We start from the raw sequence: 14,787 nt of genomic DNA on the forward strand, positions 1-14,787 counted from the left end.
CGCCATATAAGATATTGTTAATTTTCCTTTTCCATTGAGAATGTGTAGCTATATAAATCATTGCGGAAAACACCTGTTTCGTAAAGTACAGGTAGTCCTTGAATATCATAAGTGGTACGATCCATACCCAATCCTGCTGAGTTTTTGTCAACGCCAAGATGTTTAGAAATTTTCGTATTCACGATGACTGCACTTATCGTATGTTTTGCGGAACTAATAGCCTTTCCACATTGATCTTCAATTAATTCATATAGTGATTCTGGTATTTCCGTATCATCAAAAATACCTATATTGGCCGGAATATAACTACATAAGTATAAAATTGGAATGTTGTTGCCCGTACGGATTCGTTCTGTAAATAAGACTTGATCACTCACTTCAATCCCCAATTTTTTTGCTACTTGTTCAGAGGGTGTTATTATTTTCGTTTGAAGCTCAACTGTTCCTGGTTTCATTCCTCTTTCCCTTAATTCTTGAGAAAAGCTTTTTAGTTGAGGCAATACAATATGGTTTTCTGGAAATGTAATTGAAATAAAAGTCCCCTTTCCAGTAATTGGCATTAGATACTTTTCCCGAACTAACTCCCCTAATGCCTTACGAATGGTTGCTCGACTCATTTGCGTTTCTTCTTGGAGTAAACTTTCGGTTGCAAAAAAACTACCAGGTTCTAGTTCTTTGTTTACAATGACTTGGTACAATGAATCATAAAGTTGGTGATATAGGGGCAGCGGATTATTACGGTTTATTTTTTGTAGTGCTCTTTTAATTGGATCAGCTAACTGCTTATATTCAGAAAAATTAAATGCATCTTTAGTATGATGTATATTTTGCATATTGATATATTTCCTCCTTATACTTGGTTCCAATGAACTTTCTTGCCTAAAAATGCACATTCATGTTTACTGCATTCATGATAAGGACAATTAGTAGATTGAAATCGATTTCACATCTTAATTGTACGAATAAATGATTAATTTATCAAGAGTTTGACCTATTTTTTACAAAATCAGGTATTTAAGAGGGCAAATCTATTAAACTTACATGTCATGCCTAGCTTTTTACAACTTTAAGAACTCTCCATCCAGCTTCTAACAATCCATTTTTTTTAAAATTGAAACTATTTTTTTTGCGTTTTACATTGGAAAAACATGATCTTTTTCATCTTAATTCGTTAAGAAGAGGTACTTAGATACTAATAAAATACTTATTGTCTGTACATTTAAATAAAGTTATTAAAATATTTAAAATATTATCACTTGACGGAATACAGTGGATTGTTTATATTAGTACGTATAAACGATTAATTAATCAATCGTTTATTTTAATCAGATTAAAAGAGAAGGCGTTTCCACTAATTTAGAGGAGGTGAATGATATGATTGGAGTCCTGATAATAAGCCATGGAAAGTTCAGTACCGAAATTTTGAAATCTGCAGAACTTATTATTGGAAGACAGGAAAACGTGGCAACCTTACATCTCAATGCTGACGATGATATACAATTACTACGCCAAAAAGTAAATGAACAGATTTACGAACTAGATCAAGGGGAAGGCGTCCTTATTTTAACTGATCTATTTGGGGGTAGCCCATCTAACGTTGCACTAGCTACCATCAAAAATATGGATAATGTATACGGTATCTCTGGTGTTAACCTTCCTATGGTCATCGAAGCATTGATGCTCAGACACAGTAATCCTCTAGATAAACTAACGGAATCTTGTTGTAAATCAGCAGCAGAAGGTATAAAAAATTTGACACAATTAATTAGTCCAACCAAATAAGGGGGAATCTTGTAAATGGCAAATATTAAACTAGTACGAATTGACAGTCGTTTGATTCACGGACAAGTCGTAACGAAATGGTTAAAAGTATCGAATGCTAGGCGAATTATCATTATTGATAATGAACTATCAGCGGATCCTTTTATGAGTGAAATTTATGTTTTAGCTGCTCCTCAAGGAATTGCGGTAGATATTTATAGTGTGGACACGGCAGTAGCGAAATTTAAAGAGAACCAATTAGGTAACGAAGATATTTTAGTGTTATTTAAAAATGTTGCGAATTGCTATGACTCTTACAAAGCAGGATTTCCTATTGATTACCTCCAAATAGGTGGTATTGCAAGTGCACAAGGTCGAACTAGCGTTTACAGAGCCGTTTCTTTAGATAGTGCCGATGTCGCTCAATTAAAAGAAATCCAAGAACACGGTACTGAAATATTCATCCATATCATTCCTGAAGAAACAAAAGTTAGATTTGACAAGACTATTCAAAAAGTCAAACTATAAAGGAGTATAACGGATATGTTATTAACATTGGCAATATTTACTGGTTTATGGTACTGGTTCAACGCTGGTGCAGTGGGTTACACCTTCCACTACGTATTAAAACAACCTGTTGTTATGGCATTACCAATTGGCTTAATTATGGGAGATGTAACAACTGCTCTCATGGTTGGTGCGGCAATTGAACTCGTTTATATAGGACTGGTTGCTGCAGGGGCAAATCTTCCCGCAGATGAGGCTTTAGCTGGTGTTATTGCTATTCCAATTGCCCTACAAACTAATATGTCACCTGAAATGGCAGTCACTTTTGCAATTCCATTTGGTGTTTTAGGTGTTTTTCTAGACCAACTTAGACGTACAATTAATGCGACATTTGTTCATATGGCTGACAAATATGCCTTGGTCAATAACATTAAAGGTATTTGGATGGCAGCCTTAGTTTATCCGATGCTGATTGGCTTTGTACTTCGATTCCCTCCTGTTTTTATTGCAAATTTCTATGGTTCAAGAGTAGTAGAGCAGTTTATCAACGCAATTCCGGAATGGATTCTCCACGGTTTATCCGTTGCGGGAGGAGCACTTCCAGCACTTGGTTTTGCAATTACAATTTATGTAATTGGCAGAAAGTTTTTGATTCCATTCTTTATTATCGGCTTCTTCTTAGTTGCATATTTTGATATTGAAATTATGGCAGCCGCAATATTCGGAGTCTGTATAGCCCTATTAGCAGTATTTATGAAGAAGGAAACAAATGAGGGGGTTGTATAATGAGTAATTCTGCTCAACCTTTAAAAGATGTATCGTATACGGAGAAAAACCCAGAATATATTAAACTAACAAAATTTGATTTACTTAAGTCCTACGTACTCTGGTATATTGTTTGCGAAGTTTCTAACTCCTTTGAAAGGATGCAATCGCTTGCATTTTGCGCAAGTATGTCTCCAGCATTAAAGAAGCTGTACAAAACGGAGGAAGGACTTAGCGAAGCCCTGACAAGACATTTAGTGTTTTTTAACTCCCAAGGGATTTGGGGATCCATTATTCATGGAATCACACTAGCGATGGAAGAACAAAAAGCAAATAAAAAGGATGTACCGGACAATGCCATCACCGGTGTAAAGACTGGATTAATGGGACCGTTTGCTGGGATAGGTGATACCATTGATTGGGGGACATTAAAGCCAATCATTTTTGCTCTTGCTGCTTCTTTTGCTGCATTGGGGAGCCCAATAGGAGCGTTCATCCCATTTTTGTTCGCTATTATTACCTTTTTTGAAGGATACTTTCTGTTCAACCTTGGTTATTCAGTTGGCCGAGAATCCGTTACTTCGATCTTACAAAGTGGATGGATAAAGGAATTAATAACCGGAGCAAGTATACTTGGATTATTTATGATGGGTGCACTATCGGCTAAATTTGTAAGTTTAGAAATACCAATAGCTTTTAATCTATCGGGTGGAGAAGAACAACTTGCGATTCAAGATCTATTAAACAGTATTGCACCCGGGTTATTACCATTAGCCCTTACCTTCGCCATCTATTGGTATCTAATTAAAAAAGGCTTCAAAATTACTCACGTGTTAATTATAATCATCGTGATGAGCCTAATCGGCTCCTTAATCGGCTTATTCTAGAAGTTGGGGAAACAGGGGGACGGTTCCACTGTTTCCCTATTTTTTCCCATTATAGCAACGTTGTTATGAATATAACTTTTTGAAAAAATTTTTCAAAATTTGAAGGACTATTGATCTAAATATAGAATAATTATATTGATCTTGTAATCTCGTTTTTTGGAAATCTCCTTTCCTCCTTCATTTTATGACTAATCCCAATACCCAAGCGCACTAATACTATCCATTTCCATAGAAATTTCTGCAGTGACATTTACATGGACAAGCCAAGCGGGCTATTGAAATTTTGATAGCTTGAGGCACAGTCCACAGTTACTGCGTATCCTTCTTCTTTTATCTTCATCGCCGCGTCGAATCCCTGCCTCATTGGATTTCTTGGTTACCAAAACCATCGTACTCCCAATCAATTTCAAACTTATTAAAATAAAATATCTGGTCCTATCTGCGATCTAATTGCTATTTTTGTTATTCTCTTCAATCCGTAAAACTTGATAAGCCAAAGCTCCAAGGATATCCGGGAATTGGAAGAAAACCATGCTATTAGTGGAGGGAATGCAAGTACGTTAAGACGGCAAGAAAGCACATGTAAAAACAAGTAATGATTAAAACCATAGAATATCTGGAGGTGGACAAAATGCCTCGGAAGGCAAGGTTAAAAAGTAAAACAGGAGTCTATCATTTGATGTGGAGGGGTGCGAATCGGCAGGAAATTTTCCATGATGAAGAGGACTGGAGAACGTTCTTGGACATTCTGAAAAAATATAAATTGAAGCTTAATTTGAGATTCTATGCATGGTGTCTAATGAGTAATCATGTTCATTTATTAATGAAGGTTGGGGATGAAGGTATTTCCGCAACGATGAAACGCATTGGTGTGAGTTATGCCGGATACTACAATTGGAAATATAAAACGACTGGACATCTTTTTCAGGATCGGTTCAGAAGCGAGAATGTTGAGGATCGAGCATATTTGCGAACGGTTGTCAGGTATATACATCAAAATCCTGTAAAAGCGGGGATGGAACCGAGACCGGATGAATGGAAGTGGAGCAGCTGTCGCGGATATTATGGTCACAGCTTTTATCCACAGGGGTTATTGGATCGGTACTTTCTATTAAATATGTTTTCTCCTGAAATCAAAGAAGCTCAGGCTTTATTTAAAGAATTTAATGAAAGTCAAAACGATGATCAATGTCTGGAGGAAAGAGTGAACGATAGGGGATTAACCGATGAAGAAGCGAGGCTGCAAATTAAGGAATTGCTCGGGGCAATGGAAATCCCACATGTAAAGAGCTTGCCTAGGGAACTAAGAAAAGAAGTGCTACGGGAGGTAAAAGGAATTAAGGGAATATCGATGCGCCAGGCGGCGAGGATATTGGGGATATCGTTGAATCTTGTGTTTAAGGCTTGACAAATGAAGGAACAAAGCATATTTTTCCATTTTTTAGGGGAACGGAGGAACCGTCCCCTTGTTTCAGGCAGCGCGGATATTGGGGATATCTTTGAATCTTGTGTTTAAGGCGTGAAAAATGGCGAAACTAGGGGAGGACTTCCATTTTTTAGGGGAACGGGAGAACCGTCCCCATGTTTATGTCAATGATTCCAAAATTTCATTGAGACTTAGTTCTGCACATGCCATTGATGTGTCTGCGACGCCGTAGTACATTTTTACTATGTCGCCTTCGACTAGTGCTCCACAGGAGAATACGACGTTTCCGAAGAATCCTTCTACTTCATAGCTTGTCTCTGGTTCAAGTATTGGCTTTTCTGAACGAGCTATTATTTTTGTTGGATCTTCTAGGTCAAATAAGACGGCACCCATGCAATAGCGGTTATCCTTACTTGCGCCATGATAAAGCTCAAGCCAGCCTTTATCCGTTTTTATTGGTACAGCTCCTGCTCCGATTCGGGTATCATCCCACATATTGCTGCGAAGTCCAAATAGAAATTGATGATTTCCCCAGTACAGTAAATTATCTGATTCTGCAATCCATACTTGAGGTGCTCCTGTTGCATTAGGTACTGGACGATGTAATGCATAGTATTTTCCGTTTATTTTTTCAGGGAAAATTGTGACGTCCTTATTTTCCGGACTAAAAATCATGCCATGGTGGACAGTCTGTTCAAAATCCTTTGTTGATACCATTGATTCTCCCACACCCATTGGCGAGATCGCACTGAAGTATACATAATACGTATCTTCTATTTTGGTTACACGCGGATCCTCAATACCAAAGGTTTCATGTTGATTGGATGGATACACAAATGGTTGATCATCGATTGTAAAATGACGACCGTCTTTACTTCTAGCTAATCTTAAATAAGAGAGGGAAGTTAAGTAGACGAACTTATTTGTTTCTTTATCCAAAATCACTCGAGGATCAGAAAAATCATATCTTGGATCGTCTTTCTTTAACTCAATCACTTCTAACTTATTGGTTACATGATTATATACAGGTGCTTTTACGATGTTCGGGTCTTCACTTAGCGGTCTTTCAGCGACCCTCAGAACGAGGATGGTTTCCCCATTATATTCTGTTACACCGGCATTAAAAGCTCCAATGACTTCAAAATTCTTATGATAAGGTGAAACGTTCATTGGTGTAATTAATGGATTTTCTTCATAACGATAAATATTCATCAATATAACTCCTATTTTTAATTTGAATTGGTAAAACTCAAATTCAAATCACATTTTTAAAATCTAAATTAATCTATTTTTCTTTCGACGATATCTCCAAAACCTTCAAAAGGGTTGTCGATAGTGATCCTTCCTTCTTCCGTATCACCAATCCCACTATAAAGATCAACTTTCCCATCAGGTCTTACGACGATTCCTGAAGTAAATGCACAGTCGACAAGATCAGGAAGCTTCGCGGGTCCTTCCGGGTAACAAGAACGGGTCCCGATAATTTTTTCATCGAGCAATTTATGTGTGTTTGGATCAAAAACAAAAGAAACGTTCATGTATACTTTTATTTCTTCTCCGTCATCAGTTGGTTGATTGTAACACTTGTGCCCAATTACACCGATATATCCGCTTGATAAGAGGTAACATTGATTACAACCACCCCATTCATCCTTGCCGAATAAACCTTCTATAATAGGCGCATTTTCGATCACTTCAGCGGTTAATTCATTCAAATGGCTGATCGTGGTATAGCCTACAATCGATTCGCTGCCATATTTTTTGCGGATTTCTTCACTTCTTGGTCTGGAAAAGACACCGATTTGGTTATTTTCTAATTGAACGAGACGAATATCTTTCATGTATTCAGGACCAGTTGTAAAATAATATAGATTATCTAATTCTGTTCCTTTATAGAAGTAGGCAAAGAATGTATCAACCTCGCCTTGTTTGTACCGGACATGGGTTCCTCCCATCACTAGTTCATTGTCGATGAAGGCAATGTACGGATCTTCCAGTTGATAGATCATCGAATCTTGTACTAATGTCCATTCATCTTTTCCAGTATTCAAAAACAATCGAACCCATGACCTTGCCCATTCCGCGCGGTTTTCTACTCTTCCGAAGATATAAGTCTTATTTTTATATGAAAAAGGAATGGATGTGTTATAGACATCAAATCCATCTACCCCAATAAAGATGAGCTTTGCAGCTTCATAGACATTTTTAGTTCTTTCAAAGTGCTCCCTTTTTTCAACTAAATTCATGTGTGAAATCTCCTTAAAAAATCTATTTTACTGTTCAAATGGTTTAAATGGATCTGGAATGATAAGCTTCTGTGCATCCGCATCACTAATGCCTGCATATAATTCAGCTGTTCCGTCTGGTTTACGCACAATTCCGCCGCTAAACACCACATCGACTAAATCTGGACGTTTTGTCGGGCCATCCAAGAAGTCAGATCTCTCTGCAATGATCTGTAAGTCGCTCGAATTGCCATTTTCCGGATCTAGCGCAAATACCATTGAGTAATAGTGACGATTGCCTTCATCATCAAATCGTGCTATATGTCCTAAGACACCAAGCAGACCATTAGGAAGGAGGTGGATCTCATTTGCGCCACCCCATTCATCATCCGAAAATTGATTTAATAAAGGGGCATCATCAATCACATTAGCGGTTAACTCTTTTAGTGTTTTCACTTTTGTAAAACCAATTTTTCCTCGTCCGCCTTTTTCTCCTTGCGGGCGGGTAAATATACCGATCGATCCATCCTTTAACTCAACTAAACGTATATCCTTCATTCCATCTGGACCCTCGAAAAACTTTTCTAAACTCGCAATATTTTTTCCGCGGTAAAAGGCAGTTCTCCAGCTTAATGCATCGGGTAAGGTAGGATGTGGGAAAATTTCTACACCGCCCAATATCAATTCATCACCAATCTTTGTAAAGAAAGGATCCTGCAATTGGAACACTGGACTATTTTCTCTCTGGACCCAATGGCCGTCTCGGTTTATGAAAAACATGACTTCGGAATGCTCGCTATCCCGTTTTTCAACACGGCCGGCAATAACTAATTCTCCATCATCTTCAAAAGGGGCGGTTATGTTATATATGTCCCTTTCAGAAACACCGGTAAAAGGAATGCGCGTTTTTTCATAAGACTGCTGTTTATTATTACGATATTCATCTAGTAGCTGAATACTAGAAATCACTTTATTTTCACTTTGAATGAACACTGGTTCTACCTCCTGTTTTCAACAATGATCGCTTCGTATGGAAGGATCTCTAATTCCTGCTCGCTTAAAATGGAGCTTCTTCTCGATGATAATAAGATGTTGGAATTATCATCTAAAGAAACCTTTCTATTTTGATGACTAAAATTCAAATAAACATTCACAGTTGAATCTTCGTCTGATCTTTCATACATTAATAAATTGTTTTCCTCTTGAAGCTGTTGATAGTTTCCAACGGATAATGCCCTAATTTCCTTACGTAGCTCGATTAACTTCCGATAGAAAGAAAGCATCGACTCAGGATTTTCTAGTTGATTCTCAACTGTCACATCGTTATCAGGTACTGAAATCCACGGCTCAACCTCAGAAAAACCGAAATGTTTCGTTGATGCCCATTGCATTGGCGACCTAGAACTATCTCTTCCATTAAGATTTGCCTCTGCTAATGCTTCGGTCTCGTTTTTACCAGCAGTAATCGCTAACTGATAGGCGATAACACCTTGAACATCCTTCATTTTGGAAATATCGTCAATGACGAGGTCACGCATACCAATTTCATCGCCATAATAAATAAATGGAACACCCTTAGCTGTCAGCATGAGGGTAGCCAAGAGCTTCGCTACCTCTTCTTCATAGTCCTCAATTGCAAACCTGGAAATAAAGCGTGACATATCATGACTGCCAAAAAACAGGGTCGGGATTTGGTCATCACCATATTCGCTTTCCATATCTGTTAATTGTTTATAGATATTTGCTACATCAAGTGTAGGGATACTACCTAGATTAAATTGAAACACGACATCAAGTTTGTTGGTTCCGCAGTATTCCTTTAATACAGTTAAATCCTCTGAGCCAACTTCACCAACCAAAAATTTATCAGGATAAGCATGTACAAAAGCCGAAACTTCTTTTATGATTTCAAGAATTCCTTCTTGGTCCATATCAAATAAATGAATCTGTTTATTTGTTTCTTGATCAAACGGATTATCAGGATAGTTTTCTTTCACTTTTAAATGATTAATGACATCAAGGCGGAATCCATCTACACCTTTATCAAGCCAAAATTTCATCACATCAAACATCGCTTGTTTTACTTCTGGATTTGCCCAATTCAAATCTACTTGTTCTTCAGCAAATCCATGATAGTAATATTGACCAGTCGTTTTATCGAACTTCCAAGCCGAACCACCCATGAAGGATTCCCAATTATTTGGTTCTTTGCCATCAACCGGGTCCTTCCATATATACCAATCCCGTTTCGGATGATCCTTAGAAGACCTCGATTCTTGAAACCATCTGTGCTCAGAGGAGGTATGATTTAAGACAATATCGACGATTACCTTCATGTTTCTACGATGAGCCTCGCTCAAAAATTGCTCAAAGTCTGCCATTGTTCCGTAATCCGGGTCAACGGAATAATAATCGGAAATGTCATAGCCGTTATCCACCTTAGGTGATTGATAAAACGGAGTTAACCAAATCCCGTTAATTCCTAGATTAGATAGGTAATCTAGTTTTGAAGTTATACCAGCAAAGTCTCCAATTCCATCGCCATTTCCATCACAAAAACTAGGCATATAAATTTCATAGAAGACTGCTTTTTTCCACCATTTATCCACAATAAACCTCCTGATTAATGTAAGTTCAAAAGGAGGATGAAAAGGACCAAGAATTTCAAGGCGGCGCAGCTTTGAGCACCGGAGCGTATGCTATTAATACGTGAGGAGCGGAAAAGCAAGCCAACGCAGAAATTCGACGTGTCATTTTCACCGGACTTTTGGAACAACCTCTATTATTTAAGTGTAAATTGCATCCCTTCTTGGAACTTCTTCGAGAAGAACAAGAATAAGACGATAACTGGGATGGTTAATAGAACAGATGCTGCATACATTGGTCCAGGATAACCACCATATGGGCCAAACATTTGAGAAATAAGCACGTTCAATGTCAGCATTTCGTCACTGCGAACCGCAATCATATCCCATAATAATTCTGTCCATCGTTCGGTGAATAGAAATAAGAAAATGACAGTTGTAATCGATTTTGACATCGGTAAAATAATTTTAAATAAGATCTGTAAATTACTAGCACCGTCTAATTTTGCCGCTTCAATAAAGGTATCTGGTATCGCTCTAAAGAAGTTCGTATACATGAATATCGCCCATAAACTAACTGCCTTCGGAATAATTAAACCAAGATACGTATCATATAAACCCACCCGTTCGATAATCAAGAAGGTAGGAATTAATAAAATTAAGGCAGGGAAGAACATATGAAACAAGACAAAGTTGTTTACGAAATCTCTGCCTTTAAATATTAACTTTGATAGGGCAAAGGAAACTAAAACGCCGATTAGCATCATTAAAAAAGTAGATGCAAACGATACAATGACACTATTGAAGAAAGCATTTAGCCATGGACGGGCAATTCCAACATCTCCGCCTGTGAATAACCATTCATAGGAACGTAATGTAAAATCAGTCGGAATCAATTTTTTATCAACTTGAGTCCAATCCGCAAATGAATTTAAAATCAGATAGATAAATGGATAAATCATGAGCAGCAACAAGATGGATGCTATGACGTAACGAGCTATATAATTCTTTTTAGTTCCAACCATTTCGTTTACCCCACAATTCCACAAGTTTTCTAAGAACATAGATAGAGACAAATGTAACAACAGCCGCGATTAATGCGATCGCTGAAGCATAACCAGCCTGTAAGTTTGTAAAGGCTCTTGTGAAGATCTCCATTTGCCAAGTATTGGTTGCATTATTAGGGCCACCGCCTGTTAATTGATACACTTCAGTAAAGATACCGAAACTTACACCAATCGCCAAGATTAACACGGTATATAATGCCGGATACAATTGGGGGATGGTAATTTTCCAAAGAGTTTGCCACTTAGTCGCACCATCAATTGCTGCTGCCTCATAAATTTCTTTATTAATTCCTGCTAAACCTGAAAATAAGATCAGGCCATAATAACCGGTGAATTTCCATGCAAGCATGACAGACACGACAATTAATGCAGCGGACGGGGTTCCAAGCCAGTCAATATTAATACCTAGTTTTTCTCGTAAAAACGTATTTAGTGGGCCATTATATGAAAGAATTCCATTGACAATTAATGAAGATACAACGCCAGAAGATAAATAGGGAAGAAAGAAGCCTATTAAAAATAACCCTTTAAATTTCGGTAGGCCGTTGACAACAATTGCAACTGTCAATGACAATGCCACAACTATTGGTACGTAAATGATAAGGAATTTGTAGGTATTAAAGAATGCCGCGTGTACACCAGGACTTTTTACCGCTTCAATAAAATTTGAAAATCCAACAAAATTAAACGTCGGTGAAATCAAATTCCAGTCTGTAAAGGCTAAAAATAATGACCAGATCAGAGGTATAAAGAAAAAAATGATTCCAAAAATAACGTATGGGCTAGTAAATAGCCAGCCCATACCGTTTGATGTTTTTTGCATTACTTAAGTTCCCCCTCAATAGCATTCACCATGTCGTCCCAAGCTTGTGCAGGGTCGATTTCGCCTTTCACGATTTTATTGAATGCATATTGTCCGATGAATGTTTGAATTTCATTGTATTTAGAGTTTTCCATTGGTGGAACACCGTTCGCAACTGCATCTGCATATGCTTTCATTACAGGTTTTTCTTCAAAATAAGAAGCAAATGCCTCGTTCGTACCTAAATCATCTCTTGCTGGAGGAAGATCTGTAACTTCCAGCCATTTTAAATCAGCCTCAGGGTTTGAGTATACCCAAGTTAAAAACTCCAATGCTGCTTTTTGTTCTTCTTCTGTTGCAGAAGCATACACTACAACACCTTTTGCATCAGCAAATGTTTTTGCATTTTCTGGATCCATGTCATCTGGAACCGGTGGAAGACTTAGTGTGTATGTTTCTCCATATACTAATTCAGGATACTTTTCCTTCCAAGTGGATCCTGGTGTCCAGGGACCTACATCTGTAAAGATTCCTGTGCCTTCTTCAAAAGGATCTGTTACTTGAGCTGTTAAGATTGCATCTTCGTTCACTAGATTTTGAACAAATTCAAATACTTTGATTCCGGCCTCTTTATCGCCAACGAATTCATTACCTTGCACAAATGCATTTCCATCAGAAGCGGCATCATAGAGCATAAAGAAGTCAAACCATCTTTTCCAAGCTGTTGGGTCTGCTAAATCTGGTTTTGCCCAAACATATTTATCAGGATATTTTTCTTTTAATTTTTGAGCAACGTCTAGAACTTCACTATATGTCTTTGGAGCTTCTTCGTATCCAAGTTCATTTAAGATATCCAATCTCCAGCCAAATAGCATGGAGTTAGAGTAAATTGGGAAAATGTATTGGCTGCCATCGCCAGATTTCCAGCTTTCAATGGTATCTGTCATTTGACGTGTACTTACTAACTCATCAAAACCTTCAATTTCATTTAAAGGAACAATTGCTTGACTCTCAGCTAATAGTGCGCCAAAACCACGGTTAATATTTTCCGACATTGTCGGTGCCTGTTTTGCAGCGATCGCTGATTGAATACTTGCTTCTGAAGTAGGGCTTTCTTTAATAGCAGATACATTGACTTTAATATCTGAGTTTTCCTTTTCAAACTCCTTCGCCATATCAGCCCAGAAGGCTTGTTGTGTTGGGTTTGGAGCTGCCCAGAATTCAATTGTTGTAACACCTTCTTCTGTTTTATTAGAAGAAGAATTATCATTGCCAGTCGAACAACCAAATAGCGCTGTTGCTGACAATCCAAGCGTGACCATCAATGCAGCTGTTTTTTTGAACTTCATTTTTGTTTTCCTCCCTGTTTTACAATTACTCTCACCTTTGAAAAACGCTTTCATAACACTTTAAATAAAAAAGCGAGAATAAGTTGTTTGTTGTATTTTTACCTAGTAACTTACTAATATACATAAATAGAATACTGTAATTATAATTACAAAACTACTTTGTAATGTTACTAGACTTAATTACAACTTGATTATAATGTTGATATAATGTGATTGTCAAGCATTTAACAACTTTTCACCTGATCGTCAAAAGTTGAAAGTACACTTTTAATTTGAACATTTAAGTGATATCATTGTTGTAACGTTACAAAAATATTTCGTAATTAATATAGGAGGAAATATGAAAAGGAAAGTAACGATGCAAGATATTGCAGATAAATTAGGGATTTCAAAAAACTCCGTATCCCAAGCTTTAACTGGTAAAGGGGGAGTAAGTGCAGATACCAAAGATCTAGTTGAAAAAACAGCAGCTGAACTTGGGTACGTATATAAAGGAAAGAAGCATGTACAACAAGAAATTAAAAATATAACAATCGGATTGATTGCAACTGAATTTGCCTTTTCGATGAAAAGCTTCTTCGGAGAGATCTTTTTGTCTGTCGAGCAGAATGCGATACAGAATGATGTCAATCTTCTCATACAATCGATATCAGAAACATCGAAAAAAGATCTGATTCTCCCTAGTTTTATTGAAGAAAATAGAGTGGACGGCATTATCATTGTATCTCACATCAGTTTAGATTATATAAACAAGGTCATTTCAACTGGTATTCCGACTGTATTAATCGATCATCACCATCCCTTGATACATGCGGATGCTATCTTGACCAATAATAGGTTTGGAGCATATTCGGCAACGAAACACCTTATTGACTTAGGTCATAGAGAAATCGCGTTTGTAGGAAATGTTGACTTTTCTCCAAGTTATTATGAACGAATGGAAGGTTATTTGTTAGCGTTAAAGGACGCAAATATCAATCCTAAAGATGAATTCATGTTTCTTAAGGCAAAAGAGGAAAACGGTGTCATTGATCAATATATAAGATCACTAAAAAACATTCCAAGCGCTTGGCTATGTGTCAATGATGGATTGGGTTTTATGGTTAGTTCAACTCTAAAGAATTTAGGGTTCAAAATACCAGAACATGTTTCGGTTTGTAATTTTGATAATGGTCAATTATCTCAAGTATCCGATCCGCCACTAACAACGATGGCAATCGATCTAAAAATGTATGGCTCAAATGCATTTAAACAACTATTATGGAGAATCGATCATCCAAATGAGCCTGTCCAAGAAATATTATTTCCGGCTAATTTAATCAAAAGAGGCTCTACGGGTGAATTTAAGATTTAGGGTCAAGGGTTATTGGGGCAAAGTCGCGGGCCAGAAGGACTGGTCCCTTGTCCCAGTCA

14 protein-coding genes are annotated in these 14,787 nt (G+C 37.4%); 6 read left to right on the plus strand and 8 right to left on the minus strand.

What is annotated here, in order from left to right:
- Positions 1-17: 17 nt before the first annotated feature.
- Positions 18-833: a GntR family transcriptional regulator gene (locus tag LKW28_RS07715; RefSeq protein WP_229139781.1), complete on the minus strand. Its 816-nt coding sequence runs from the start codon at positions 831-833 to the stop codon at positions 18-20.
- Between the two features lie 541 nt (positions 834-1,374).
- On the opposite strand from LKW28_RS07715, the gene LKW28_RS07720 reads away from it, so the two are divergent.
- The 5 genes from LKW28_RS07720 to LKW28_RS07740 all read left to right on the plus strand — a co-directional run bounded on the left by LKW28_RS07720 (position 1,375) and on the right by LKW28_RS07740 (position 5,328).
- Positions 1,375-1,782, plus strand: a complete 408-nt coding sequence (locus tag LKW28_RS07720; RefSeq protein ID WP_229139782.1) for a PTS sugar transporter subunit IIA — start codon at positions 1,375-1,377, stop codon at positions 1,780-1,782.
- A gap of 15 nt (positions 1,783-1,797) precedes the next feature.
- A complete protein-coding gene (locus tag LKW28_RS07725; RefSeq protein ID WP_229139783.1) occupies positions 1,798-2,289 on the plus strand; it encodes a PTS sugar transporter subunit IIB in 492 nt (163 codons plus the stop codon).
- 15 nt (positions 2,290-2,304) lie between these two features.
- Positions 2,305-3,054: a PTS mannose/fructose/sorbose/N-acetylgalactosamine transporter subunit IIC gene (locus LKW28_RS07730; protein ID WP_229139784.1), complete on the plus strand. Its 750-nt coding sequence runs from the start codon at positions 2,305-2,307 to the stop codon at positions 3,052-3,054.
- Complete coding sequence (locus LKW28_RS07735; protein WP_229139785.1) at positions 3,054-3,920, plus strand: PTS system mannose/fructose/sorbose family transporter subunit IID; 867 nt, start codon at positions 3,054-3,056, stop codon at positions 3,918-3,920. Before LKW28_RS07730 ends, LKW28_RS07735 begins: the two co-directional genes overlap by 1 nt.
- A gap of 631 nt (positions 3,921-4,551) precedes the next feature.
- Positions 4,552-5,328 carry a transposase gene (locus LKW28_RS07740; protein ID WP_229139786.1) on the plus strand — a complete coding sequence of 259 codons (777 nt, stop codon included), beginning with the start codon at positions 4,552-4,554 and terminating at the stop codon, positions 5,326-5,328.
- A gap of 177 nt (positions 5,329-5,505) precedes the next feature.
- On the opposite strand, the gene LKW28_RS07745 is transcribed toward LKW28_RS07740, so the two are convergent.
- From LKW28_RS07745 to LKW28_RS07775, 7 genes are all read right to left on the minus strand, one after another.
- Positions 5,506-6,558 (minus strand): glycoside hydrolase family 130 protein, encoded by a 1,053-nt coding sequence (locus tag LKW28_RS07745; protein ID WP_229139787.1) that lies wholly within the window; start codon positions 6,556-6,558, stop codon positions 5,506-5,508.
- Positions 6,559-6,626: 68 nt separating this feature from the next.
- Positions 6,627-7,592, minus strand: a complete 966-nt coding sequence (locus LKW28_RS07750; protein ID WP_229139788.1) for a DUF1861 family protein — start codon at positions 7,590-7,592, stop codon at positions 6,627-6,629.
- A gap of 27 nt (positions 7,593-7,619) precedes the next feature.
- Positions 7,620-8,558 carry an MTP-1 family protein gene (locus tag LKW28_RS07755; protein ID WP_420708845.1) on the minus strand — a complete coding sequence of 313 codons (939 nt, stop codon included), beginning with the start codon at positions 8,556-8,558 and terminating at the stop codon, positions 7,620-7,622.
- A gap of 11 nt (positions 8,559-8,569) precedes the next feature.
- Entirely contained in the window at positions 8,570-10,180 is a 1,611-nt protein-coding gene (locus LKW28_RS07760; protein ID WP_229139789.1) for a glycoside hydrolase family 13 protein, read from the minus strand.
- A 173-nt stretch (positions 10,181-10,353) separates the two neighbouring features.
- A complete protein-coding gene (locus tag LKW28_RS07765) occupies positions 10,354-11,181 on the minus strand; it encodes a carbohydrate ABC transporter permease (RefSeq protein WP_229139790.1) in 828 nt (275 codons plus the stop codon).
- On the minus strand, positions 11,168-12,046 hold the full coding sequence (locus LKW28_RS07770; RefSeq protein WP_229139791.1) for a carbohydrate ABC transporter permease: 879 nt from the start codon (positions 12,044-12,046) through the stop codon (positions 11,168-11,170). The genes LKW28_RS07765 and LKW28_RS07770 overlap by 14 nt, the downstream gene beginning before the upstream one ends.
- Positions 12,046-13,374, minus strand: a complete 1,329-nt coding sequence (locus tag LKW28_RS07775) for a sugar ABC transporter substrate-binding protein (protein ID WP_229139792.1) — start codon at positions 13,372-13,374, stop codon at positions 12,046-12,048. Before LKW28_RS07775 ends, LKW28_RS07770 begins: the two co-directional genes overlap by 1 nt.
- A 340-nt stretch (positions 13,375-13,714) precedes the next feature.
- Between LKW28_RS07775 and LKW28_RS07780 the strand changes: the two genes are divergently transcribed.
- Positions 13,715-14,728: a LacI family DNA-binding transcriptional regulator gene (locus LKW28_RS07780; protein ID WP_229139793.1), complete on the plus strand. Its 1,014-nt coding sequence runs from the start codon at positions 13,715-13,717 to the stop codon at positions 14,726-14,728.
- The last annotated feature ends 59 nt before the right edge of the window (positions 14,729-14,787 follow it).

The sequence above is a fragment of the Bacillus sp. REN16 genome (assembly GCF_020731355.1).
GTDB lineage: Bacteria > Bacillota > Bacilli > Bacillales > Bacillaceae_L > Ferdinandcohnia.

Excerpts from the sequence above, each read along its gene's own strand:
- LKW28_RS07715 (WP_229139781.1), bottom strand. The coding sequence starts at position 833 with ATGCAAAATATACATCATACTAAAGATGCATTTAATTTTTCTGAATAT.
- LKW28_RS07720 (WP_229139782.1), top strand. The coding sequence starts at position 1,375 with ATGATTGGAGTCCTGATAATAAGCCATGGAAAGTTCAGTACCGAAATT.
- LKW28_RS07725 (WP_229139783.1), top strand. The coding sequence starts at position 1,798 with ATGGCAAATATTAAACTAGTACGAATTGACAGTCGTTTGATTCACGGA.
- LKW28_RS07730 (WP_229139784.1), top strand. The coding sequence starts at position 2,305 with ATGTTATTAACATTGGCAATATTTACTGGTTTATGGTACTGGTTCAAC.
- LKW28_RS07735 (WP_229139785.1), top strand. The coding sequence starts at position 3,054 with ATGAGTAATTCTGCTCAACCTTTAAAAGATGTATCGTATACGGAGAAA.
- LKW28_RS07740 (WP_229139786.1), top strand. The coding sequence starts at position 4,552 with ATGCCTCGGAAGGCAAGGTTAAAAAGTAAAACAGGAGTCTATCATTTG.
- LKW28_RS07745 (WP_229139787.1), bottom strand. The coding sequence starts at position 6,558 with ATGAATATTTATCGTTATGAAGAAAATCCATTAATTACACCAATGAAC.
- LKW28_RS07750 (WP_229139788.1), bottom strand. The coding sequence starts at position 7,592 with ATGAATTTAGTTGAAAAAAGGGAGCACTTTGAAAGAACTAAAAATGTC.
- LKW28_RS07765 (WP_229139790.1), bottom strand. The coding sequence starts at position 11,181 with ATGGTTGGAACTAAAAAGAATTATATAGCTCGTTACGTCATAGCATCC.
- LKW28_RS07770 (WP_229139791.1), bottom strand. The coding sequence starts at position 12,046 with ATGCAAAAAACATCAAACGGTATGGGCTGGCTATTTACTAGCCCATAC.
- LKW28_RS07775 (WP_229139792.1), bottom strand. The coding sequence starts at position 13,374 with ATGAAGTTCAAAAAAACAGCTGCATTGATGGTCACGCTTGGATTGTCA.
- LKW28_RS07780 (WP_229139793.1), top strand. The coding sequence starts at position 13,715 with ATGAAAAGGAAAGTAACGATGCAAGATATTGCAGATAAATTAGGGATT.